We start from the raw sequence: 20,830 nt of genomic DNA on the forward strand, positions 1-20,830 counted from the left end.
CTGTCAACACCTTTTCTGAAACTTTTTTTACCGCTTCTGAAACCGCCCTTCCTGGACCTCCCTTCCGCGACATCTGCCTCGAAAGTGGTGCGCATTATAAGCACCCTTTTTCACTTCGCAAGCTCTTTTTGAAAGTTTTCGAAAGTTTTTTGCGAGCTGATTATTATAACGCCAAAACGGGTGAATTTTAAACAAGATTTTGCTATTTAGATTAATGAAGCTAATAGATAAGGCTCAAAAATATAAGGTTTTACATTTGGCAAAACAAAGGCGCTGGTAAAAGCGCCTTTGATTGGTGAGCAGCATGGGCCCTAAACGGTTACTTAGACTGTTCTTCGTCCGATGTCTTTGGAGAATCGTCGATCTGCCCATCTTCCAACTTACGCAATCTTCTTTCTTCTTTTATATCCTTTATACGCCACAGGGTCATAATTGGCCCAGAAAGCGCGTAGATGGCGAATCCACTAAATAGAACCAGCGGTGGCTCAGAAGCAATTAATACGAAAATCAGGACTATGATCAGAACGCCAATAAAAGGAATCTTACCTTTCCAGTCCACTTCTTTAAAACTGGAATAGCGGAAATTACTGACCATCAACAGGCCAACAACCATAGTCATAATAGCTATATAGATACCCCACGGCTTGGAATCCCATTCATAATCAGCACCTAACCACACAAGACCAGCAATAATAGCTGCCGCTGAAGGACTGGCGAGGCCCTGGAAGTAACGCTTATCCGCTGTTGCTACCTGAGTATTAAATCGAGCAAGACGTAATGCTGCTCCAACAACATAAACAAAGGCGGCCAGCCAGCCAAGTTTGCCAGTATCAAAAAGTGCCCAGTTGTAGATTACAAGCGCAGGTGCAATACCAAATGAAATCATATCCGCCATCGAGTCATATTCAGCACCAAAGTCACTTTGTGTATTGGTCATTCTGGCAATCCGACCATCAAGGCCATCCATGATCATGGCGATAAAAATAGCGACTGCAGCACTGGCAAAAGCTCCCTGCATAGAGGCAACTACAGCATAAAAGCCTGCGAAAAGCCCCGCTGTGGTGAGTAAGTTAGGGAGAAGGTAGATACCGCGTTTCTGTGCTACTTGCTTATTGGCTTTCATTAAAGTTGTTACCTGGTCAATCTAAATCGTTGATGTCATTACATTAACACACACAAGAACAGCTGGAGAAGTGTTTTGTAGAGTGTTACTTTATAGCTTCAAACCCATAGCGAATAGAATGGGTATATTGACAGCGACGTGGATTCTGTCAATATACGCGCAACTTATCAAGTAAAAGCCGGACATGAGCGAAACACAAGCCAGCAAGCGCTTAATTATCAAAGGGCAAACAGAAACTGGAGAAACATTCAGACCCAGTGACTGGGCTGAACGGATGTGTGGTAATTTATGTACCTTTCGAAACCGTAGAATGGTTTACTCCCCTCTTTTAAGACCTGCCGTGATTGATGGTGTAAAGTGTGTGATTATTTCTAACCAGTTATCATTCGAACACCCCAATTTATTCAAACAGTTGCTAGATTTTGCTAAAACGAATAAATTAGTGCTTATCGAAGAAGATGCTTGAGCCTATGGTTCTTAGGCAAAGCTCTTTGCAATCAACCAATCTAGAGAACGGAAATGTTATGGCTAAAATCAAATGCATTGTTTTGACCGCCATTTTAGGGTTAGGTATTTCTGCGATGGCCAGCGCCAACCAACCTATCTATAAATGGAAAGATGACAAAGGGAATATAAAGTACACCCAGACAAAACCGCCTCACGGCGTTAGCTACGAAACCATCAATCAAAGAGTCAGCGATTCAAAGCCGATTTCTGAACGTGGCAATGAGCAAAGTGCAGAGTCAACTAACAATATGACAGATGCACAAGATGAAGTTATAGCCAGACAGGAAGCTCAGAAAAAAAGTATCGAAGCTCAAAACAAAGAAATTGCCCGTAAGAACTGCACCATTGCTAAAAACAACCTTGAAGTTCTCCAAAGTAGAACTCGTGTTCAGATAGAAGAAAATGGTGAGCGAAGAATGCTGACCGATACCGAACGCGAAGAGCGCTTAAAGCAAGCACGTGAGAATGTTAAAAAATATTGTGAAGATGGTAAGTAGCACCATCTCATCACCGAAGCTAAAAAGCCCTCAACAATGAGGGCTTTTTTTATATGTTGGCAAATTACATTGGATAGGCTGAAACCCATAATATCCAACTGTACCAGGTCTTTTCATTCTTTTGAGGTGTATAGGATGTAGACCAGCGCTTGGTTTCTGTCCAGTTCATATACTCAAAAGACACTGATGTGTTACCAGCACGGGCATGCTGAATTTTATCTTCAGCAATCTTAATCATATAAGAGCGTGAAGCAGGGCCATGCGCAGCTTGGATTGCTTTGTTTAAAGCAAGCACCCCATATAATGGCTCTGGGTTATTACCATAATACACCTTAACCTTCTTGGCGCCACAAAGTAGCACGTCGTTAGCTTTAGTTAGCACATCTTTATTACTGAAGTTATTACATCCATAACCCCACAAATCCGACTGGAATGGTGAGGTAAAACGCTCGCCGCCTTTTAGCTCAAAAGAACCATCCTCAGCAACAATACGCATTCCCTCTTGCAAAACACCGTATTGAATTGGCACTTTAGATTTATCAGTTTGATCAATCAGACGAGCTTGAGGTTCATCAGATCCCATCGCGAGCAATAACATCATCGCTAATGCCCCAATACTAACAACAGATTTTGCCCATATTTTCATGAATCACTCCTATTTAGAATTTTAGTAAAATTGTTTTGCCGTCTCTTTCATAACCAGAGAAGCTAGTGCCATTATTCACGAGAATGGTTTCCTGCCCAATAAAGCCAGACACAACCACCTTATTGATATTTTGAATTTTCAAACAACGAAACTGAGTTGCTACCCCACCAAATTCACGACTTTCTGCATCATCACCGAAACTGCGAGACTCCGCATCATCGCCAAACTGGCGGTTATCAGCCATATCACCATAATTGCGTGATTCTGCGTCATCACCGAATTCACGGCTTTCTGCATCGTCACCGAACTGTCGATTGTCAGCCATATCACCATAATTGCGTGATTCTGCGTCATCACCGAATTCACGGCTTTCTGCATCGTCACCGAATTCACGTCTTTCTGCATCGTCGCCATAGCTCCTTGACTCCACATCATCGCCAAACTTACGATCATCAGCCATATCGCCATAGTTACGTGATTCGGCATCATCCCCAAATTGACGATTATCGGCCATATCACCATAAGAGCGAATTAAAAGGCACTCATTTGGAAGTTCATAGTAAGCACCATTAATTGTCAGATAAGTTATATTACTGGCTGGTTTTTGCTGCTTCAGGGTTAACGGATGAACACCCTTATATATTGTTTTGGTTGGTGTGGTGGCAGCTGTATAAGCTGGTATGCAGCCAGAGAGTTGGAGAACGGCTCCCGTCACAAGCCCCGCGAGCAATGTTTTTTTCATGGTCCTTCCCTTATTGTCACAAGCAATAAATATTAGATTTGTTCAGCTTCGTTATTTGGCACTTTTTTTAGTAGAAGGTAGGTAACTAATGTACTCAGAACTCCCCCAAACAATGAATACACCATATCCATCCAATCAAATGTGCCGCCCGCAAACCCAAGGCCTTGAAGCGTTTCATAAAAAATAGCACACCCCATACCAAGTGGCAATAATTTTGAAAGTGTTAACTGGTTCACCCAGATACCCACCAAAAGTGAGGCGCAGGCACTTGACCACAGGATGTCAGGAAGATGATTAGCAAGCCATCCGTCCTGGTAGACCTTTGGCAAATGCCCGACAAGACTTGATAGCCAGCTAGATAGAGCTGGCAGCTGTTGTTCTAACCAGACAAAACCCAGTAAAGGCTTGCCAGATTGGTGATATATAATAATACCGAAGCCGATTTGCAGCACTATCAGTAGTAGCCAGATTAAGTAGCGCATGAACATAGTTTATAAGGTTTTTACTTTATCTTATTGTATTGGTTAGCTTTAATACTGGAGGATAAATTCACTCAAATAAACATGTATTTTTTATGCATCTTTATTTTATAATGTGATTGTCGCTAAACAGTAACCATTGGATACCTTTCAATATGCAAATATTAGACTCAAAAAAAGAGAATGCTATCTGGCCATTATTTCGACTGGGCTTCAGGGTGTTTTTCCTCGGGGGTGCTTTAGTTGCTACCCTTTCGATGGTGCTCTGGCTGGCATTTCTAACAGGTCACAACCTCCTGTCGGGAATCGACAACTCGATCTGGTGGCACGCGCATGAAATGTTGTTTGGTTTTACCTTAGCTATTATTGCCGGATTTGTATTAACCGCCATGCAAAATTGGACTGGTATTCCCGGAGTTCGGGGTTGGCCACTGGCAATCGCATCCACGCTATGGCTCTTACCCAGGGTTTTGCTTCCTTTTCTGGGAGAGAAAAGCTGGATCGTCATCGCTTTAGATGTTGCCTGGCTTCCCTTAGTGGCAATCTTTCTGGCCCGGCCGGTCATTCAGGTGAAACAATGGCGCAATCTGTTCTTTGTCCCTTTAATGGTACTCTTCACCATTCTTAATGCCCTGAGCTATTACGCTGCCTATATCGATGACTGGCTCTTTGCCGAACGTATTTTTATTACTACGGTGCTGGCTATCACATCATTAATCACTGTCATGGGCGGCCGAGTCATTCCTTTCTTCACTTCAAGAGCTACCAATACTGACAAACCAATGCCGATTCTGGCACTTGAATGGGTTTGTTTAGGTGCTATCTGGCTGGCTACTTTTGCCTGGTTATTATTACCAAGAAACGAAGGCATGAATACGATTGTAGCAGTCCTGATGATACTGGCGGCGGTGGCTAATATTGTACGGATATTGCGCTGGAAAACCCTGCCTGCACTTAAGATTCCTTTGTTATGGATATTACATCTGGGCTACTGGTTTATTCCGATCGGTTTGCTGGTATTTGCCAGCGCGCTACTGGAACAGACCACAACCTATTCAAATGCATCCCACCTATTAACTGCAGGAGCACTCGGCTCAGTGGTGCTGGGAATGATTGCACGCGTCTCACTTGGCCATTCCGGACGTCCACTACAGCCAAGCAAGTGGATGACAGTGGCCTTTGCGATTGTCATTTTGGCAGGTGTTATTCGGGGCTTTACCGCCTTGATTGCTCCGAGTTACTTAGCAGACAGTTATCAGGTCAGTGGTATTCTGTGGATTCTCGCTTACGGCCTGTTCGTAATCTTCTACTGGCCAGTATTGACCAAACCTAGAATTGACGGACGACCTGGCTAAAACCTGGTGTCCATAAAAAAAGCTCTGGAGTGTTAAAGCTCCAGAGCTTTTTTGTTGCTGAGTACTTTATTGCTTTATAGAAAGCTGATCGCCTTCAACATCCAAGGTCAAAGTTTTGCTCACATCAACCTTGCCGGCCAATATGGCTTGCGCCAATGGATCTTCAACCTTGTGCTGAATGGCACGTTTTAAAGGACGCGCACCGAACACCGGATCAAAGCCTGATTCGGAAAGCAACTCAAGCAGGCCATCGGTAACCCTGACCTCAAAGCCTTGCTCACGCAGCCTTTGCAGCAAACGCTCCATTTGAATCGCAGCAATCGATTTGATTTGCTCTTTTGCCAGAGGATGGAAGACCACAATCTCATCAATACGGTTAATGAACTCTGGCCGAAAATGCTTGCCAATCACGTCCATCAGCATCGACTTCATGTCTTCATAGTCTTTATCACCGCCCTCAGAGTTAGCACTATGCGCCTGAATCAAGTCAGACCCCATGTTAGAAGTCATGACAATCACTGTATTTTTAAAGTCTACCGTACGGCCTTGGCTATCAGTTAGACGCCCATCTTCCAGCACTTGCAGCAGGACATTAAACACATCAGGATGTGCTTTTTCCACCTCATCAAACAGAATGACAGAATAAGGTTTGCGACGCACAGCTTCAGTTAGATAACCGCCCTGCTCATAGCCCACATAGCCCGGAGGCGCGCCAATTAAGCGAGCAACCGCATGTTTTTCCATGAACTCTGACATGTCGATGCGAACCATATTGTCTTCGCTATCGAACAAGAACTTGGCCAGTGTTTTACACAATTCTGTTTTACCGACACCGGTTGGTCCAAGGAACAGGAAAGAGCCATTTGGGCGATTTGGATCAGACAAGCCTGCACGTGAGCGACGAATCGCATTTGATACCGCCGTAACCGCTTCATCCTGACCGATCACACTGTTATGCAACACTTCTTCCATACGTAATAATTTTTCACGTTCACCTTCCAACATCTTTGATACTGGAATACCGGTCCACTTGGAAACCACTTCGGCAATTTCAATGTCAGTCACTTTATTGCGCAACAACTGCATTTCAACCGTATCCTGCTCAGAGACTTTAGCCAGCTTTGCTTCAAGCTCAGGGATAGTGCCGTATTGCAACTCTGACATGCGAGTTAAATCACCTGCGCGTTGCGCAGCTTCTAACTCAACGCGAGCCTTATCAAGGTCGGCTTTAATGTTTTGTGCTCCATGTACTGAGGCTTTTTCTGATGACCAGATTTCATCAAGCTCAGCAAATTCTTTTTCAAGCTCATCAATTTGCTGCTCTAAATCCAGCAGACGTTTTTTCGAGCTCTCGTCTTCTTCTTTTTTCAAAGCCTCGCGCTGAATTTTTAATTGAATTAAACGGCGCTCAAGCTTATCCATGGCCTCCGGCTTAGAGTCGATTTCCATACGAATACGACTGGCCGCCTCATCGATCAAATCAATGGCTTTATCAGGCAATTGACGATCGGTAATGTAGCGTTGAGACAAGGTGGTGGCAGCAACAATCGCAGGGTCAGTAATTTCAACCCCATGATGCACTTCATAACGCTCTTTTAAGCCGCGCAAAATTGCAATGGTGTCTTCTGTAGTCGGCTCATCAACCAATACTTTCTGGAAACGACGTTCCAGCGCAGCATCTTTTTCGATATATTGGCGATACTCGTCTAAAGTCGTAGCACCAACACAATGTAATTCACCGCGAGCCAGTGCAGGCTTGAGCATATTACCGGCATCCATTGCACCTTCTGCCTTACCGGCACCAACCATGGTATGCAGCTCATCAATAAACAGAATGACTCGCCCTTCTTCTTTAGCCAAATCATTCAAAACAGCTTTCAGGCGTTCTTCAAACTCACCGCGGAATTTAGCGCCCGCAATTAACGCGCCCATGTCCAAAGACAAAACGCGCTTGTTTTTCAGACCTTCAGGCACTTCACCGTTAACAATACGTTGTGCCAAGCCTTCAACAATGGCAGTTTTACCGACACCAGGCGCACCAATTAATACAGGATTGTTTTTACTACGACGTTGCAATACCTGAATACAGCGGCGGATTTCGTCATCACGACCAATTACCGGATCCAGCTTGCCACTTTCAGCGCGCTCATTCAGATCAATGGTGTATTTTTCCAAAGCCTGACGACTATCTTCTGCATTGGGGTCATTGACGTTTTGGCCACCGCGGATTTGAGCAATGGCATCCTCAACCATCTTAGTCGTAACGCCCTGCGCCTTGAGCAACTTGCCTAAAGCACCTTTATCTTCAAGCGCAGCCAATAAAAATAACTCAGAAGAAATGTATTGATCCTGACGCTGCTGTGAAATCTTGTCACAGACATTCAGAAGCTTGCCCAAATCTGGGGAAATATGAACTTCGCCACCGGTACCGCTGACCTGTGGCAGTTTTGCTAATTCAGCATCAATGGCATTCATTAACTGACCGGCAGGTGCACCGATCTGATTTAAAATGGCAGCAACACTATTGCCCTGCTGTTGTAGCATGGCCAACATCAGATGCAACGGCTCGATATATTGATGATCCTTACCCAGCGCTAACGATTGAGCATCAGCCAACGCAGATTGAAACTTACTAGTAAATTTATCCATTCTCATGCAAAAAACCTCTCTGGAGTCATTGCCACTTTCTGTGCGCAGACTCGATATAAAACTCTATGCCTTACAAAATGTGGGTTTATTTGATCTTTTCAAGAGCTTACAAGCTATTTTGATTAAATATCATTCAAATGAGTTGACTTTAATCAAGCTCAGGCAAGAAAGAGGTCAATGAGATAGAGAAAGGTTATCGCCCTTTGAATCAATCGGACTCTGAAGTTTTCGAGGGATGTTGCTTTGAACTTGAGTCTTTGGCAAATGGATGACGATGCCCCAGCAGTAGCTCCCCTAGATGAAGTAGGCTTTCTTTGTGGCTAAAGTAATGATGGTTGATGGTTGGAAATTGCAGGATTTTAGATTGCGAACGCAGCAATAATGCCGTAAAGACACTACCCTGACCGCGAACCCCCACAATACGACAGACAAAAATGGAGTGTTTGGTCAGTTCAGCCAATCTCTTAATACCGGGCTTAACGCGGAACGGTTCTTCGTGATCCAGATGAATTTTACCGTGCGGGAACAAGGCTACAATTTCCCCCTGCTCCAAGGCTCTACGCGCTTGGCGAAAAGCGATATCGGCACGGCCTGTGCGGTGAACCGGAATACAGCCTGCTGCTTTGAATAACCACTTCAGTCCAAACCGATTATACTCCTCTGTTGCAATCATAAATCGAATAGGACGATTGCTGGCGGCCACCAGCAATAAAGGGTCGAGGCCTGAAATATGGTTTGAAATTAAAATGGCGCCACCCTCTGCGGGCAGCGAAAACCGCTCATAATCGAGTCGGTGAAAACGAATACAGTAATAACGACTCAAGCCATCGATAAAGTTAAGTAACGACGAGCCCCAATCAATATGATTGTACTTTTTCGCACCTTTGATTAATTTGACGATTAAGAAGGCCAAAACTAACCCAACCGTCAAAAATATCCACCACAATGTCGTCATTCTCTTTTCACTAATCTTTTATATAAATTACTCTGCAATCCAAATCATGCTGGCCATGCGCCCGGTTTGACCATCCCTGCGGTATGAATAAAACTGATGCTCATTTTTAAAAGTACACAAATGACTTAAGTAAACCGCAACGCCCAAAGTCTCCAACTGCTTTTTTGCCAAGGCCACCAAGTCTGCCTGCCAGCGACCACGTTCATTTTGCACAAAACAGGACTCATTACCAGAATCCAGATCAACAAACGCTTTGCGCACTTCCTCACCAACTTCAAAACAGTCCTGGCTTATGGCTGGACCAATCCAGGCCATTAAAGGAGCTGTCTCTGTGCAACTGTTTACGGTATTAATCAGGATGCCATCGGCCAAACCACGCCAGCCGGCATGAGCTGCTGCAACCCAGTTTCCCCTGCTATTGGTAAAGAGAACGGGCAAACAGTCTGCAGTCATCACAGCACAGGTAGCTGCTGGCCTTTGTGTGGTGATGGCATCAGCATCTAGCAAGGCTTCTACGTTCGAGAATTCAACCACTCGGTTGCTATGGATCTGATTGAGCCATTGCACCGGAGGATGTTCAGATGCTTTCTGCACCAGTTCGCGGTTAGTCGTTACCCTCGACTCATCATCACCAACGTGCAAACCCAGATTCAAGCTATCAAATGGAGCTTGGCTTACACCGCCTATACGCGTGGTTGACAGAGCTTTGACATGATTTGGTGCCGGCCAGTTTGGCCTGATGAACTCAATCATTCTTCTGCTTCGAAGGTATCTCGGTTTTCTCGTAAATCATCAAGCAACTTTGCCATATCCTGCGGCATAGGTGCGCGCCACTCGATATACTCACCGGTTTCAGGGTGATTTAAACCCAATAAACTGGCGTGCAACGCCTGTCTTTTAAAACCATCCAGTGTGTCGCGCAAAGCTGGCGTTATACGGGTCGGCACGCGATAACGGCCACTGTATAAAGGATCACCGATCAATGGGAACTTCAGATAGGCCATGTGCACACGGATCTGGTGAGTCCGGCCAGTTTCAAGACGAAGCTTTAAGTGTGTGTGATCAAGAAATTTCTCCACCACGCGATAATGAGTGATAGCTCTTTTGCCATCTGAAACAACCGCCATTGAGGTTCGCTTGGTAGGATGACGGCCTATTGGCTTATCAATGGTGCCACCCGATACCATGACACGGTTGACCACTGCATCATATTCACGGGTAAAAGCACGGTTCTGTAGTTGCTCGACGAGGTTGGTATGCGCCGCAATGGTTTTAGCAACGACCAATAAACCGGTGGTCTCTTTATCAATACGGTGGATAATGCCAGCTCGCGGCAAGTTGGCAAGATCAGGACAATGGTGCAGTAAGGCGTTGACCATAGTGCCATCCTGATTACCAGCGCCTGGATGAACCACTAGGCCAGCAGGCTTATTGATGACTAATAAAGCATCATCTTCATAAACAATATCAAGAGCGATTGCTTCAGGTTTCCATTCGCCTGCAACTTCGATCTCAGCGTTAATTTCAATATCCTCAAAACCCGCCATTTTATACTTGTTGGAGGTTATCACTTCGCCATTAACTTTAACGAAGCCATTTTGGATCCATTCTTGAATTCGAGAGCGGGAATAATCACTAAATTGCTGAGATAAAGCAGCATCAAGCCTTTTTCCGTAAACTTTTTCGTCGAATATGTGTCTGAGTGCAATAGATTGGGTGGTCATTGTAAAATCACGTAAAAAGATTGGCCTATAACTGATGGTCAGTTAGAATGAGCCACATTGTATCAGGCTGAACACAAACAGAAAGAATTAAATATGCAAAAAAACAGTATTATCGTCCTTGCTCTACTCGTATTTTCGCTAGCTGGATGTTCTAGCACTCCAAAGGAAGAAGCCCTTACAGACACTAAAGTATCGTCAATGACTGCACAGCAGCTGTTTGATGGTGCCAAAAGCTCTATGCGCGCAAACAACTATACCCGTGCCATTGAGCTTTTAGAGGAGATTGACACACGCTATCCATTTGGTCGTATTTCAGAACAGGCCAAATTAGAATTGATTTATGCTTACTTCAAAAAAGGTGAGTATGAATCAGGGCAGGCTCTAGCTGATCGTTTTCTTCGTCAACACCCTCAACATGAAAACGCCGACTATGTCTATTACATGAAAGGCGTTATGCACTATGAGCAAGAGGTGGGTACTTTTAAAGAGGTCTTCACTGCTGACATTGAAAAGCGCGACACGACTAATATCAAAGCCGCTTTTGATAACTTTAAAGCTTTGGTCGAAGTTTACCCTGAGAGTAAATATGCCCCAGATGCGCGTCAGCGTATGGTTCAAATCCGCAACCTTTTAGCTGATTACGAATTACATGTAGCTCGTTATTATATGCAGCGTGATACCTATATCGCAGCAGCTAACCGTGCCAAATACATCGTAGAAAATTTCCCAAAAACACCGGCAGTACCAGGCGCGCTAGAAATTTTAATTAATTCCTATAAAATTCTGGAGCTTCCTGAAATCGCTGAAGAATACCGTAAAGTTCTCTTACTGAACTATCCAGATTACAAATTAGCAGAATTCTAAAACTGAAAAAGGGCTCACGAGAGCCCCTTTTTTTATCTAGATGAAAACACCTTGGTAAAAATACCCTGGCAGCAATCCCGTCCTAAATTGCATCCTCACCCTCTTCACCGGTACGAATACGAACCGCACGCTCTATGTTGGTAACAAAGATCTTACCGTCACCAATCTTGCCGGTACGAGCCACCTCAATAATAGTTTCAACACATTTATCAACTAGCTCATCATCAATGACCACTTCAATTTTTGCTTTGGGCAGAAAATCCACCATATACTCAGCACCGCGATATAACTCGGTGTGACCTTTTTGTCGACCGAATCCTTTAACCTCAGTAACCGTCATACCATTAACGCCTAAATCGGTTAAAGCCTCACGAATATCATCAAGTTTGAATGGTTTGATGATAGCTTCTATTTTCTTCATCAGTGTTTCCTTCTCATACAACCTGTGTTTGTGTCTAAGTTATTTAGTTTTAAACTGTCGACCAAAACCCGAAGTTATCGGATAACGTCGGTCACGCCCAAAAGCTCTTTGGGTAATTCGAATTCCAGGAGGAGCCTGACGACGTTTGTGCTCATTGATATCCACTAGCCATATGACGCGTCTCACATCTGCTTCGTCATAACCCATGGCAATAATATCATCAATGCCTTTATCCTGTTCGACATAAGCTTCCAATATGGCGTCAAGGATATCATACGGTGGTAAATTGTCTTCATCCTTTTGATCCGGAGCCAGTTCCGCAGATGGCGGACGTGTAATTACACGCTCTGGAATCACAGGTGAAATGGTATTTCTGTACCTGGCCAAGCGATAAACCATGGTTTTGGACACATCTTTAAGTACATCCAGGCCACCGGCCATATCACCGTATAGAGTACAGTAACCCACTGCCACTTCAGATTTATTTCCAGTGGTCAGCACCAGACGGCCAAATTTATTTGAAAGCGCCATCAACAAAGTACCACGACAGCGAGCCTGAATATTTTGCTCAGTCAGATCGGTTTCAGTGTCTTTAAACTGATGGGCTAATTGAGTCATGAAAGCTTCGTACATAGGCTCAATCGATATCACGTCAAACTCGATACCCAAAGCTTTGGCTTCCGCTTCGGCATCCTCGATGCTCATGCTGGCGGTATAACGAAACGGCATCATGACCGCATTCACATTCTCTTTACCCAGTGCATCGACCGCAACCGCTAGGGTTACTGCCGAATCAATGCCACCCGACAACCCCAACAAGGCTCCTTTAAAACCATTCTTGCGAGCATAATCTCGAACACCTAAAACCAGCGCCTGCCAGATTTCTTCTTCGCCATGGAATTGATTTAAGTACTCCTTACTAGGTTTAATGGCACCAGAGGACTTGTCAAAATCAATATAAGCAAAGTCTTCAGCCATTTCCGCCATCTGGAAAATACGCTGCCCTTCTTCGTTATAAACTGCCGAGCAGCCATCAAAAATCAGTTCGTCCTGACCGCCGATTTGATTAACATAAACGATCGGCAACTCATTCTCACGAGCACGCGACCCCATTTCTGCACTACGCAAGGCACCCTTGCCATAGCAGTATGGCGATGCATTGGGGCTTAGCAGAATATCGGCACCAAGCGCTTTGACTCGTGCCGTAGGCTCCGGATACCAGAGATCTTCGCAAACCAACAAACCGACGTTGACGCCTTTGAACTCAAAGACGCAATCTTCTGAGCCAGACTCAAAATAACGCTTCTCATCAAAAACAGAATAGTTGGGCAACAGCTGTTTTTTATACTGAACAAGAATCTTCTTGCCATAAATCACTGTAGCAACATTAAAAAGACCTTCCGATTGTTTAATCGGATGGCCAATCACCATGGCTACACTTGAGTTAAGATGCAGCAACTCTTCAATGGCTTCATCAATAATGGTGTATAAATCTGGACGTAACAAAAGATCTTCAGGGGGGTAACCACACAGGGAAAGCTCTGAAAAGACGATAATATCAGCATTGTCAGATTCAGCCTGCTTAACGGAGGCCTTGATCAGTTCAAGGTTACGGTGGATGTCTCCAACCGTGTAGTTGTTTTGTGCAATTGCAATTCGCATCGCCAGACTCAGGTAATAATTTGTCCTATATTTTCCAGTAATTACAATTTTTTTCAATGAGTTATACAGCCAATGCTTGAAATCAGGACAAACTCAACATAACCTAAGTGACACACATCGGTACTTCAGGACGCTTAGTGTTTGATAACAATAAAAAAATAGACTTCGGATGGCAGTTTTTACGCTACTATTCAGTGGCGCGTTTAGTTATTGCGTTACTACTTTTTCTTTTACCCTTTATCGCCAAATCTCAGGCGGGGTTATTTGATCAGGATGTTTATACCACCGCGGCGATCAGCTATGTAATTCTGGCGAGTCTATTACTCTTTCTATCCTTCGTTGAACATCAGTTTCATATTCAAGCCTACACTCAACCTTTTACAGACATCCTGATGCTCAGCCTGCTCGCCTATGCTGGCCAGTCAGATAGTGCAGGCTATATAGTACTGATGGCACTGGTTGCTATTTTTGCCTTGCTGTTGGTTCGTAATCGATTAGGTATGCTGTATGGCATATTCGTTAGCGTCAGCCTGATTCTTGTGTACCGCTTCCGGGAAGGAGCCTTTGATCAGACTTTCTACTCAGAAGTCAGCTTGCAGATTGCTGGTATTCTGGTAGTCACCCTGCTCGGCAATATTCTGGCCAGAAGGCTGACCTACTACGAAGAAGAAACTGCCGAGCAGCAGCGCTCCATCGCGCACATGCACCGGCTCAACAGCCAGATCATTGAAAAGATGAATCGTGGCATCATTGTCGTAGATGATCAGCACCGCATTCGCCATATAAACCAGACGGCCTGGTATGGGCTCGGCCTGCCGGACACTCCAATTGGCAAACCTTTGTCTGCCATAACTGACGATCTGGACTATCAGCTGAAAAGAGCTCACCGCAGTTCACACGAAGGTCTGCCCTTCCGTGCAACCAGCACAGGCCCTCAGCTATTACCTCGCTTTATCCCCCTGAACGCCAATGACATGACGTTAATCCTGCTTGATAACTACTCAGATGTGATCAAAAAAGCGCAACAGTTAAAGCTTGCTTCTCTTGGACAGTTGACCGCCAGTATCGCCCATGAAATTCGCAACCCCCTTAGCGCGATCAACCAGTCGATACAGATGCTTCTGGAAAGCGTCAGCGATAACCCACAGGAGCAACAACTGATGGAGATCATTGAGCGTCAGTCAAAGCGTATCAATGAAATCATTGATAACATCCAGAAAGTATCGAAAAGAAAGCCTCCTGAGCGTCAGATATTAGTGCTGGACAGGTTTTTACCAAACTTTATCAAAGAGTATCAGCAAGGATTACAGGAAGAAGCCATCATCACTACCGAAGGTGTTGAACAGGGACTGAAAGTGGCCTTCGATCAATCTCAGTTAAAGCAGGTTTTATCTAACTTGTTTGATAATGCATTAAAGTACAGCTACCTCAATACTAATCAATACCAGCTGCATCTCGCTGCAGGTCGCGATCCTTTAAGCGGTGATTTGTTCCTCGATGTCATTGACGAAGGCGTTGGTGTGTCACTCGAAGAAAAAGATAAAATTTTCGAACCTTTTTATACAACACACCATAGCGGCACAGGGCTTGGGTTATATATATCAAAAGAACTGTGCGAAGCGAATCAGGCAAGGTTGGACTGCATTCCGGTTGCTTTTGGTGGTGCCTGTTTCAGGATCAGCTTTGATACCAGCAGCTACATGATCGACGCTGATTTAGCAGAGCAACTAGCTGAAATCGAAGCCGATGAGTCTAATAGGTCAGAACGAACCAACCCAATCGAAGATAGACGACGTTAATCATGTTTAAGGCCAAGTGATGAGTCAAAACAAACCCAAAGTTCTTATCATTGATGATGAAGCCGATATTCGACATCTGCTAACCATGACCCTGATACAAATGGGGCTTGATGTTTCCAGCAGTAAAGATTTAACCGATGCAAAGAAACAGCTGGCAGAAGAAGAATTCCACTTCTGTCTGACCGATTTAAAGCTTCCAGATGGCAATGGTCTGGATTTTGTAAAATATGTCCGCAAACAATACCCACACATGCCGATTGCTGTAATTACGGCTTTTGGAAGCACAGACAATGCCATCGAAGCGATGAGACTTGGTGCTTTCGATTTTCTGGCCAAGCCCATCGACCTGTCACACTTGCGTCAGTTGTTAAAACATGCCTTTAAGTATGTTGATGGGAACCAGACAGAGCCCCAAGCCCCCTTCACCTTCCTTGCCGGTAGTAGCGAGACGATTAATAAGCTTAGAGAAAAGATGGTTAAAATCCGTGGCTCTCAGGCGCCAATTGTGATTGAAGGCGAAAAAGGGACAGAAAAAGAAAGGCTTGCACAAATACTACATGAGCAAAGTTCACGCTCTGACCAGGAAGAAATATTTCTCGACTGTTCGAGCCAGAGTCCAGAAGAACTGGAAAAAATGCTCTTTCATAGAAATGAACAGCAGGACTGCTTATTATATCAAGCAAACAACAGCACTCTGATTTTGAGCAATATTCACGAACTATCAATCATAACTCAAAAAAAATTGCTTCATGCTATTGAGCAGAAAAAATTTCCCATTGAATCGGAACAGACGGACGAACCTCTGGATATTCGCTTCATCATTTGTACCGAGAAACCTTTAATTGATTATGTGCACACTCACCAGCTAAGAGAAGACCTGTTCTTTAGATTGAATGTCATTCAACTAAAAATTCCAGCCATTACTCAAAGACTATCCGATTTGGATACTCTGATTGATAGTTATCTGGACGAATTATCAGAAACTAAAAAAATAAGCTCTAAAGCCAGAGAACTATTGAGAAATTATGAATTCCCATTTAACTATAGGGAGCTGGAAAATATACTGGAAAAAGCCTGCGCCCTGTCGGAATCTGACTCTATTGAAGAATCAGACCTAATACTCGCCCAGAATGAGGATGTAGAGTCGACAAAGCCAAGCCAGGAACCGGTCAAATTAGGGTTTAATCGCGGTGATCTACCGTTGGATCAGTTTATTGAAAAGATTGAGAAAGCCGAAATAGAAAAAGCTCTCAATGAAACTCGTTGGAATCGTACCGAAGCAGCCAAATTACTGGGCATCAGCTTTAGAACCATTCGTTATAAGATGAAAAAACTTGGTATAGAATAAGACTTATCCTTAACCTACTGACAAAAACGTCAGACAAATCTCACAAGCCTCAGAGACTTTTCAGCTTTCTCTGATTAGAAAGCTTTTTTAGTATGCCCAGCTCAATCATCCAAGGAGCTGGTTAATGATTAAAAAAATGAAAGGATTGACACTTGTAGAGCTGGTTGTGACTTTGGCAATAGCAGCTATTGTGTCATTAATTGCAGTGCCGCATATGAAAAAGTTCATGGCTAAACAACAGTTGAGTGCAGACTTACTCAAGATTAAAAGTACTATCGAAACCGCCAGGAATCAGGCTATTTCAAACAAACAGACTATTCGGATTTGCGGTGCCCTGCCTGATTTAAAGTCAACACATGAAGCAACTCTTGATTGCAAGTCTGACTGGACACAGCTTACCGTTATTAAGACTAAAGGACTAACTCAATCCAAAGTTTTGCATCAGCAAATCCTGGCTGAGCATTATCGAACGGTTCAGTGGAGCGCATTTCAACGCAAGCCATATCTGGAACTCACACCGTATGGCTTTACTAATCATCAAAATGGCACTCTATATCTCTGCCATAAGAAATACAGTAGTCTTCATAGAGCTGTAATGGTAAGTAAAACAGGACGCGTTACCATCAGTAAAAATAATCCCAACATTAAAACCAAGTGTAATCCTTAACAATATGTCAATTTGTCGATTCTATCCTGACAACAGTTATTGTATGCTGAGTACAGGCGAAACTTTAATGAAAGCTCAACTTGAAAACACCCAAACAGGTAATAATTAAAACTATGACTCAAGCAGTCCACTCCCAATATATCGACACAGAAATCACAGCTGAATCTGGCCTTGAGCTTCTGACTAATGATGAAATTCAGCGACTGAGCGAACACACCACAGGCAATGACTACGAGCTTTTTAAAAAGTGTACTCTGGCCGTGCTGAACAGTACCAATATCACCGATGACATCAGCTTTATCCAACAGCAGTTCGATCACTTCAATATTGAAGTCATGCAGCTAAACAAAGGAGTCAAACTTAAAATCAAAAATGCACCAGCTGGCGCATTTGTTGATGGTGTAATGATTCAGGGTCTGAAAGAGCAAGTATTTAGTGTTCTGCGGGACGTAGTTTTTCTAAAACAGGAACTGGAAACAAATTCACGCATCGACTTTAATTCAAGTTCTGGCTGTACCAATGCCATTTTTCATATCTTACGCAATGCCAAAGCACTCAAACCTGGGATCGATCCCAATATGGTGGTTTGCTGGGGCGGTCACGCCATCCCTCATCACGAATATGAGTACACCAAAGAAGTTGGCTATCGTTTAGGGCTGAGAGGTCAAAACATTATTACTGGCTGTGGAATCGGAGCAATGAAAGGCCCCATGAAAGGAGCCCTTGTTGGTCACTCCAAGCAACGTATTACCAAAGCCCGCTACATTGGCATCACTGAACCCGGCATCATTGCCGCCGAATCACCAAATCCTATCGTCAATGAACTCATCATCATGCCGGACATTGAAAAACGCCTTGAAACTTTTGTCCGTATGGGACATAGCTTTGTCGTTTTCCCAGGAGGAGTTGGGACGGCTGAAGAAATTCTCTATATTCTTGGCATCTTACTGCATCCTAAAAATCAGAATATTCCCTTCCCTTTAATTTTTACCGGGCCAGAAGAATCGGCAGACTACTTTACGCAAATTGACCAATTCATTGGCAAAACCCTGGGACCAGAAGCGCAATCCAAGTATCAAATCATCATTGACGATCCTGTAAAAGTCGCTAAGCGGGTACAGGCTGGTGTTACAGAAGTTCGTGAATATCGCAAGAAGGTACAGGACGCCTATCACTTTAACTGGCAACTGCATATTGACTGGGATTTTCAGGAGAGCTTCGATCCAACCCATCAGAACATGGCAAGCCTTAACCTTCACCCAGAGCAGCCATTACATCTACTGGCCGCTAATTTACGAAAAGCTTTCTCTGGCATTGTCGCCGGTAATGTTAAAGAAAAAGGTATTGCCGAGGTGAAAAAGCATGGCCCCTATCAATTAGATGGTAACAAGGAAATCATGAATGAGCTGGATGCACTCTTAAAGGCATTTGTCGAACAGAAACGCATGAAGCTCGACTACAAAGGGTATGTACCCTGCTATCAACTTCGATAATCATCAGACTATGACATCACGCAGAGAAGAAAAAAAGCAACAAAGCTACCAAACACTGTATCAAACTGCCCTTTCGCTATTTGAAGAGCATGGCTTTGATAACGTTTCAGTGGCCCAGATCGTAAAGCAGTCTGCTGTGGCCAAAGGAACTTTTTTCAATTACTTCCCCAACAAGACAGATATCCTCGCTCAATGGTTTGACGACATCATGGGTAAAGCTATTGAGCAACCTATTCCTGAAAATATTCCTTTAAAGAACAAAATTCTTTCACTGGTTAAACACACCTTGCTCCTCACACAGCAACAGCCAAACTTATGGAAAGCAAAAAATGCCTATGCCGGTCAAAGTGAATCCATTCAAAAAGTCGAGCAACGAATTGATCAAATAATCCAATCCAAAGTCGAACAGTTCATAGAAGAGTCTTTATCTCAACAATATACCAACGGCCCTATACTCGCCGAATTAATCGTTACCCTGATGACCGGAACAATCGTAGAAGTTAATAGAAAAGGACTTTCTGATAATGCACTGGCACTAATTGAAAGTAAGCTGTCGAAGCTTTTATCACTAGCGCAAGCTGAAACCATTTGACAGAAAGCATAAAAACCATAAAATATGACCACGGTCATATTTTAATTGTAATACAATGAATATCCATATTCTAAAGCTGCTCGCGACTTTTGTATTTCTATGCTGCAACCCTTCCAACAGTAGCGCTCCATCAATGTTACTCTCCGAAGATACATACGTAAAAGCAAAAGGACTGTGGCTTAACTCTGACTACGGCTGGCTTTTGAAAGTTGGCTCAACGGGTCTTGAGCGATGGCAAGTAACTTCTAACTATTGCTACCCAAGCAAGCAGGAGGGTCAGACTGCCATGAGTAGTGTTGAATATCGCTATTTTGAGCAACTTACTGAAAACACGGCAAAATTTGAATATTTCCCAGGTGATGGACATACCGTATTCAGCAAGCTGGAGACACTTCCCGAGCAATGTAATAAGAACATTGGCAAAAGCTTCAAAGATACCTTTGAGGTCTTCGCAAGTATATTTACCGAGCATTACGCCTTTTTTGAACAGAGAAACGTTGACTGGCAAGACTTAATAGACAATAAACGAGAAGAACTGTCGAAACTGGAGTCAGAACAAGACTTATTCGAACTGCTATCTAGCATGATCATTCCACTGGCAGACTCACACACCAAGTTGATAGCGACCATTGACGGGGAAAAACATCGTTATCAGGCCGGTTTCAAGCAAACTCTTCCGGCAATTAAAACTGGCATAGGCGAACAGAATTGGCTCATTGGCCTAATAAATCAGCTACTGGAAGAAATCTTAGATGAAGGCGCCCAACACACTGCAAACGACAGGATGGTTATCGGCTCAATAGACAATAGAATAGGCTACATACAGATCTTCACCATGGGAGGATTCACCGAAAAGTTTGAATTTGGTAGCGTTGAGTGGGCAGAGGAAGAAATTCGATTACTAGACTATTATCTTAGCCAAGCCATAAAGTCCTTCGAAGGCTATGAGGCTGTAATTATCGACCTTTCCAATAACCGAGGGGGCTTTGATCAGGTGGCCAGAGGAATAGCTGCTCACTTTACGAATGAGCCATTTGAGGCTTACAGTGTCAGGACAAAATGGGACTCACTACCTACAATTACTTACACGATAGAACCAGCCAATACTCCTCGATTTACCGGCCCGGTGTACGTGATGATCAGTGATGTCACCGTATCAGGAGGTGAAATAGCAACAATGACGCTTAAAAACTTGCCTAACGTGACTCATGTAGGCAAGACTACTCGCGGCTCATTCTCTACCCCTTTAGCGAAACCATTGCCTAATGGTTGGTATCTAGAGCTATCCAATGAAATCTTTGCTTCTC

General features: G+C 43.8%; 21 protein-coding genes. 11 read left to right on the forward strand and 10 right to left on the reverse strand.

Translation table 11 applies throughout. The features are described from left to right. Window positions 1-191 (forward strand): hypothetical protein (locus HUJ19_RS00850; RefSeq protein ID WP_290621686.1); only part of this gene is annotated, 191 nt, incomplete at its 5' end. A gap of 128 nt (window positions 192-319) precedes the next feature. On the opposite strand, the gene pssA is transcribed toward HUJ19_RS00850, so the two are convergent. Then, complete coding sequence (gene pssA / locus HUJ19_RS00855; RefSeq protein ID WP_290621687.1) at window positions 320-1,123, reverse strand: CDP-diacylglycerol--serine O-phosphatidyltransferase; 804 nt, start codon at window positions 1,121-1,123, stop codon at window positions 320-322. A 184-nt stretch (window positions 1,124-1,307) separates the two neighbouring features. On the opposite strand from pssA, the gene HUJ19_RS00860 reads away from it, so the two are divergent. Both HUJ19_RS00860 and HUJ19_RS00865 read left to right on the forward strand, forming a co-directional pair. Continuing rightward, window positions 1,308-1,589 carry a DUF3579 domain-containing protein gene (locus HUJ19_RS00860; protein ID WP_290621688.1) on the forward strand — a complete coding sequence of 94 codons (282 nt, stop codon included), beginning with the start codon at window positions 1,308-1,310 and terminating at the stop codon, window positions 1,587-1,589. A gap of 58 nt (window positions 1,590-1,647) precedes the next feature. Then, window positions 1,648-2,127 carry a DUF4124 domain-containing protein gene (locus tag HUJ19_RS00865; protein WP_290621689.1) on the forward strand — a complete coding sequence of 160 codons (480 nt, stop codon included), beginning with the start codon at window positions 1,648-1,650 and terminating at the stop codon, window positions 2,125-2,127. Between the two features lie 64 nt (window positions 2,128-2,191). Here the strand turns inward: HUJ19_RS00865 and HUJ19_RS00870 are convergent, their stop codons facing one another. The 3 genes from HUJ19_RS00870 to HUJ19_RS00880 are packed head-to-tail and all read right to left on the reverse strand — an operon-like array spanning window position 2,192 to window position 3,997. After that, window positions 2,192-2,773, reverse strand: coding sequence for a hypothetical protein (locus HUJ19_RS00870; RefSeq protein WP_290621690.1), 582 nt, complete (start codon window positions 2,771-2,773; stop codon window positions 2,192-2,194). 13 nt (window positions 2,774-2,786) lie between these two features. Next, window positions 2,787-3,515: a hypothetical protein gene (locus HUJ19_RS00875; protein WP_290621691.1), complete on the reverse strand. Its 729-nt coding sequence runs from the start codon at window positions 3,513-3,515 to the stop codon at window positions 2,787-2,789. Window positions 3,516-3,547: 32 nt separating this feature from the next. Further along, window positions 3,548-3,997 carry a hypothetical protein gene (locus HUJ19_RS00880; protein ID WP_290621692.1) on the reverse strand — a complete coding sequence of 150 codons (450 nt, stop codon included), beginning with the start codon at window positions 3,995-3,997 and terminating at the stop codon, window positions 3,548-3,550. 152 nt (window positions 3,998-4,149) lie between these two features. On the opposite strand from HUJ19_RS00880, the gene HUJ19_RS00885 reads away from it, so the two are divergent. Beyond that, complete coding sequence (locus HUJ19_RS00885; RefSeq protein WP_290621693.1) at window positions 4,150-5,349, forward strand: NnrS family protein; 1,200 nt, start codon at window positions 4,150-4,152, stop codon at window positions 5,347-5,349. A gap of 66 nt (window positions 5,350-5,415) precedes the next feature. Here the strand turns inward: HUJ19_RS00885 and clpB are convergent, their stop codons facing one another. The 4 genes from clpB to rluD form a co-directional block, all read right to left on the reverse strand. Then, complete coding sequence (gene clpB / locus HUJ19_RS00890) at window positions 5,416-8,004, reverse strand: ATP-dependent chaperone ClpB (RefSeq protein WP_367273947.1); 2,589 nt, start codon at window positions 8,002-8,004, stop codon at window positions 5,416-5,418. A 202-nt stretch (window positions 8,005-8,206) separates the two neighbouring features. Beyond that, a complete protein-coding gene (locus tag HUJ19_RS00895) occupies window positions 8,207-8,953 on the reverse strand; it encodes a lysophospholipid acyltransferase family protein (RefSeq protein WP_290621695.1) in 747 nt (248 codons plus the stop codon). Between the two features lie 27 nt (window positions 8,954-8,980). Beyond that, a complete protein-coding gene (gene pgeF / locus HUJ19_RS00900) occupies window positions 8,981-9,706 on the reverse strand; it encodes a peptidoglycan editing factor PgeF (RefSeq protein ID WP_290621696.1) in 726 nt (241 codons plus the stop codon). Next, window positions 9,703-10,677 carry a 23S rRNA pseudouridine(1911/1915/1917) synthase RluD gene (gene rluD, locus HUJ19_RS00905; protein WP_290621697.1) on the reverse strand — a complete coding sequence of 325 codons (975 nt, stop codon included), beginning with the start codon at window positions 10,675-10,677 and terminating at the stop codon, window positions 9,703-9,705. The genes pgeF and rluD overlap by 4 nt, the downstream gene beginning before the upstream one ends. A 93-nt stretch (window positions 10,678-10,770) precedes the next feature. On the opposite strand from rluD, the gene HUJ19_RS00910 reads away from it, so the two are divergent. After that, on the forward strand, window positions 10,771-11,541 hold the full coding sequence (locus HUJ19_RS00910; RefSeq protein WP_290621698.1) for an outer membrane protein assembly factor BamD: 771 nt from the start codon (window positions 10,771-10,773) through the stop codon (window positions 11,539-11,541). Window positions 11,542-11,623: 82 nt separating this feature from the next. Here HUJ19_RS00910 and HUJ19_RS00915 read toward each other — a convergent pair whose 3' ends face one another. Continuing rightward, window positions 11,624-11,962, reverse strand: coding sequence for a P-II family nitrogen regulator (locus tag HUJ19_RS00915; RefSeq protein ID WP_290621699.1), 339 nt, complete (start codon window positions 11,960-11,962; stop codon window positions 11,624-11,626). 39 nt (window positions 11,963-12,001) lie between these two features. Next, the gene (locus tag HUJ19_RS00920; RefSeq protein WP_367273948.1) at window positions 12,002-13,636 is read right to left on the reverse strand and encodes an NAD+ synthase; all 1,635 of its coding nucleotides are present in this window, start codon (window positions 13,634-13,636) and stop codon (window positions 12,002-12,004) included. 125 nt (window positions 13,637-13,761) lie between these two features. Between HUJ19_RS00920 and HUJ19_RS00925 the strand changes: the two genes are divergently transcribed. From HUJ19_RS00925 to HUJ19_RS00950, 6 genes are all read left to right on the forward strand, one after another. Further along, window positions 13,762-15,423, forward strand: a complete 1,662-nt coding sequence (locus HUJ19_RS00925; RefSeq protein WP_290621701.1) for an ATP-binding protein — start codon at window positions 13,762-13,764, stop codon at window positions 15,421-15,423. A gap of 19 nt (window positions 15,424-15,442) precedes the next feature. Beyond that, window positions 15,443-16,771 (forward strand): sigma-54 dependent transcriptional regulator, encoded by a 1,329-nt coding sequence (locus HUJ19_RS00930; protein WP_290621702.1) that lies wholly within the window; start codon window positions 15,443-15,445, stop codon window positions 16,769-16,771. 124 nt (window positions 16,772-16,895) lie between these two features. Next, entirely contained in the window at window positions 16,896-17,438 is a 543-nt protein-coding gene (locus HUJ19_RS00935; protein WP_290621703.1) for a GspH/FimT family pseudopilin, read from the forward strand. A 113-nt stretch (window positions 17,439-17,551) separates the two neighbouring features. Further along, on the forward strand, window positions 17,552-18,931 hold the full coding sequence (gene ppnN, locus HUJ19_RS00940) for a nucleotide 5'-monophosphate nucleosidase PpnN (protein ID WP_290621704.1): 1,380 nt from the start codon (window positions 17,552-17,554) through the stop codon (window positions 18,929-18,931). A gap of 10 nt (window positions 18,932-18,941) precedes the next feature. Then, a complete protein-coding gene (locus tag HUJ19_RS00945) occupies window positions 18,942-19,523 on the forward strand; it encodes a TetR/AcrR family transcriptional regulator (RefSeq protein ID WP_290621705.1) in 582 nt (193 codons plus the stop codon). 133 nt (window positions 19,524-19,656) lie between these two features. Then, the coding region (locus HUJ19_RS00950) for a S41 family peptidase (RefSeq protein ID WP_290621706.1) at window positions 19,657-20,830 on the forward strand (1,174 nt) is incomplete at its 3' end.

Source organism: Kangiella sp. (assembly GCF_014762745.1).
GTDB lineage: Bacteria > Pseudomonadota > Gammaproteobacteria > Enterobacterales > Kangiellaceae > Kangiella.

Bases quoted from the DNA above. Each gene is read 5' to 3' on its own strand.
- HUJ19_RS00945 (WP_290621705.1), top strand. From the start codon at position 18,942: ATGACATCACGCAGAGAAGAAAAAAAGCAACAAAGCTACCAAACACTG.
- HUJ19_RS00885 (WP_290621693.1), top strand. From the start codon at position 4,150: ATGCAAATATTAGACTCAAAAAAAGAGAATGCTATCTGGCCATTATTT.
- HUJ19_RS00915 (WP_290621699.1), bottom strand. From the start codon at position 11,962: ATGAAGAAAATAGAAGCTATCATCAAACCATTCAAACTTGATGATATT.
- pgeF (WP_290621696.1), bottom strand. From the start codon at position 9,706: ATGATTGAGTTCATCAGGCCAAACTGGCCGGCACCAAATCATGTCAAA.
- HUJ19_RS00870 (WP_290621690.1), bottom strand. From the start codon at position 2,773: ATGAAAATATGGGCAAAATCTGTTGTTAGTATTGGGGCATTAGCGATG.
- rluD (WP_290621697.1), bottom strand. From the start codon at position 10,677: ATGACCACCCAATCTATTGCACTCAGACACATATTCGACGAAAAAGTT.
- HUJ19_RS00935 (WP_290621703.1), top strand. From the start codon at position 16,896: ATGATTAAAAAAATGAAAGGATTGACACTTGTAGAGCTGGTTGTGACT.
- HUJ19_RS00875 (WP_290621691.1), bottom strand. From the start codon at position 3,515: ATGAAAAAAACATTGCTCGCGGGGCTTGTGACGGGAGCCGTTCTCCAA.
- ppnN (WP_290621704.1), top strand. From the start codon at position 17,552: ATGACTCAAGCAGTCCACTCCCAATATATCGACACAGAAATCACAGCT.
- HUJ19_RS00860 (WP_290621688.1), top strand. From the start codon at position 1,308: ATGAGCGAAACACAAGCCAGCAAGCGCTTAATTATCAAAGGGCAAACA.
- HUJ19_RS00930 (WP_290621702.1), top strand. From the start codon at position 15,443: ATGAGTCAAAACAAACCCAAAGTTCTTATCATTGATGATGAAGCCGAT.
- HUJ19_RS00880 (WP_290621692.1), bottom strand. From the start codon at position 3,997: ATGCGCTACTTAATCTGGCTACTACTGATAGTGCTGCAAATCGGCTTC.
- clpB (WP_367273947.1), bottom strand. From the start codon at position 8,004: ATGAGAATGGATAAATTTACTAGTAAGTTTCAATCTGCGTTGGCTGAT.
- HUJ19_RS00865 (WP_290621689.1), top strand. From the start codon at position 1,648: ATGGCTAAAATCAAATGCATTGTTTTGACCGCCATTTTAGGGTTAGGT.
- pssA (WP_290621687.1), bottom strand. From the start codon at position 1,123: ATGAAAGCCAATAAGCAAGTAGCACAGAAACGCGGTATCTACCTTCTC.
- HUJ19_RS00895 (WP_290621695.1), bottom strand. From the start codon at position 8,953: ATGACGACATTGTGGTGGATATTTTTGACGGTTGGGTTAGTTTTGGCC.
- HUJ19_RS00910 (WP_290621698.1), top strand. From the start codon at position 10,771: ATGCAAAAAAACAGTATTATCGTCCTTGCTCTACTCGTATTTTCGCTA.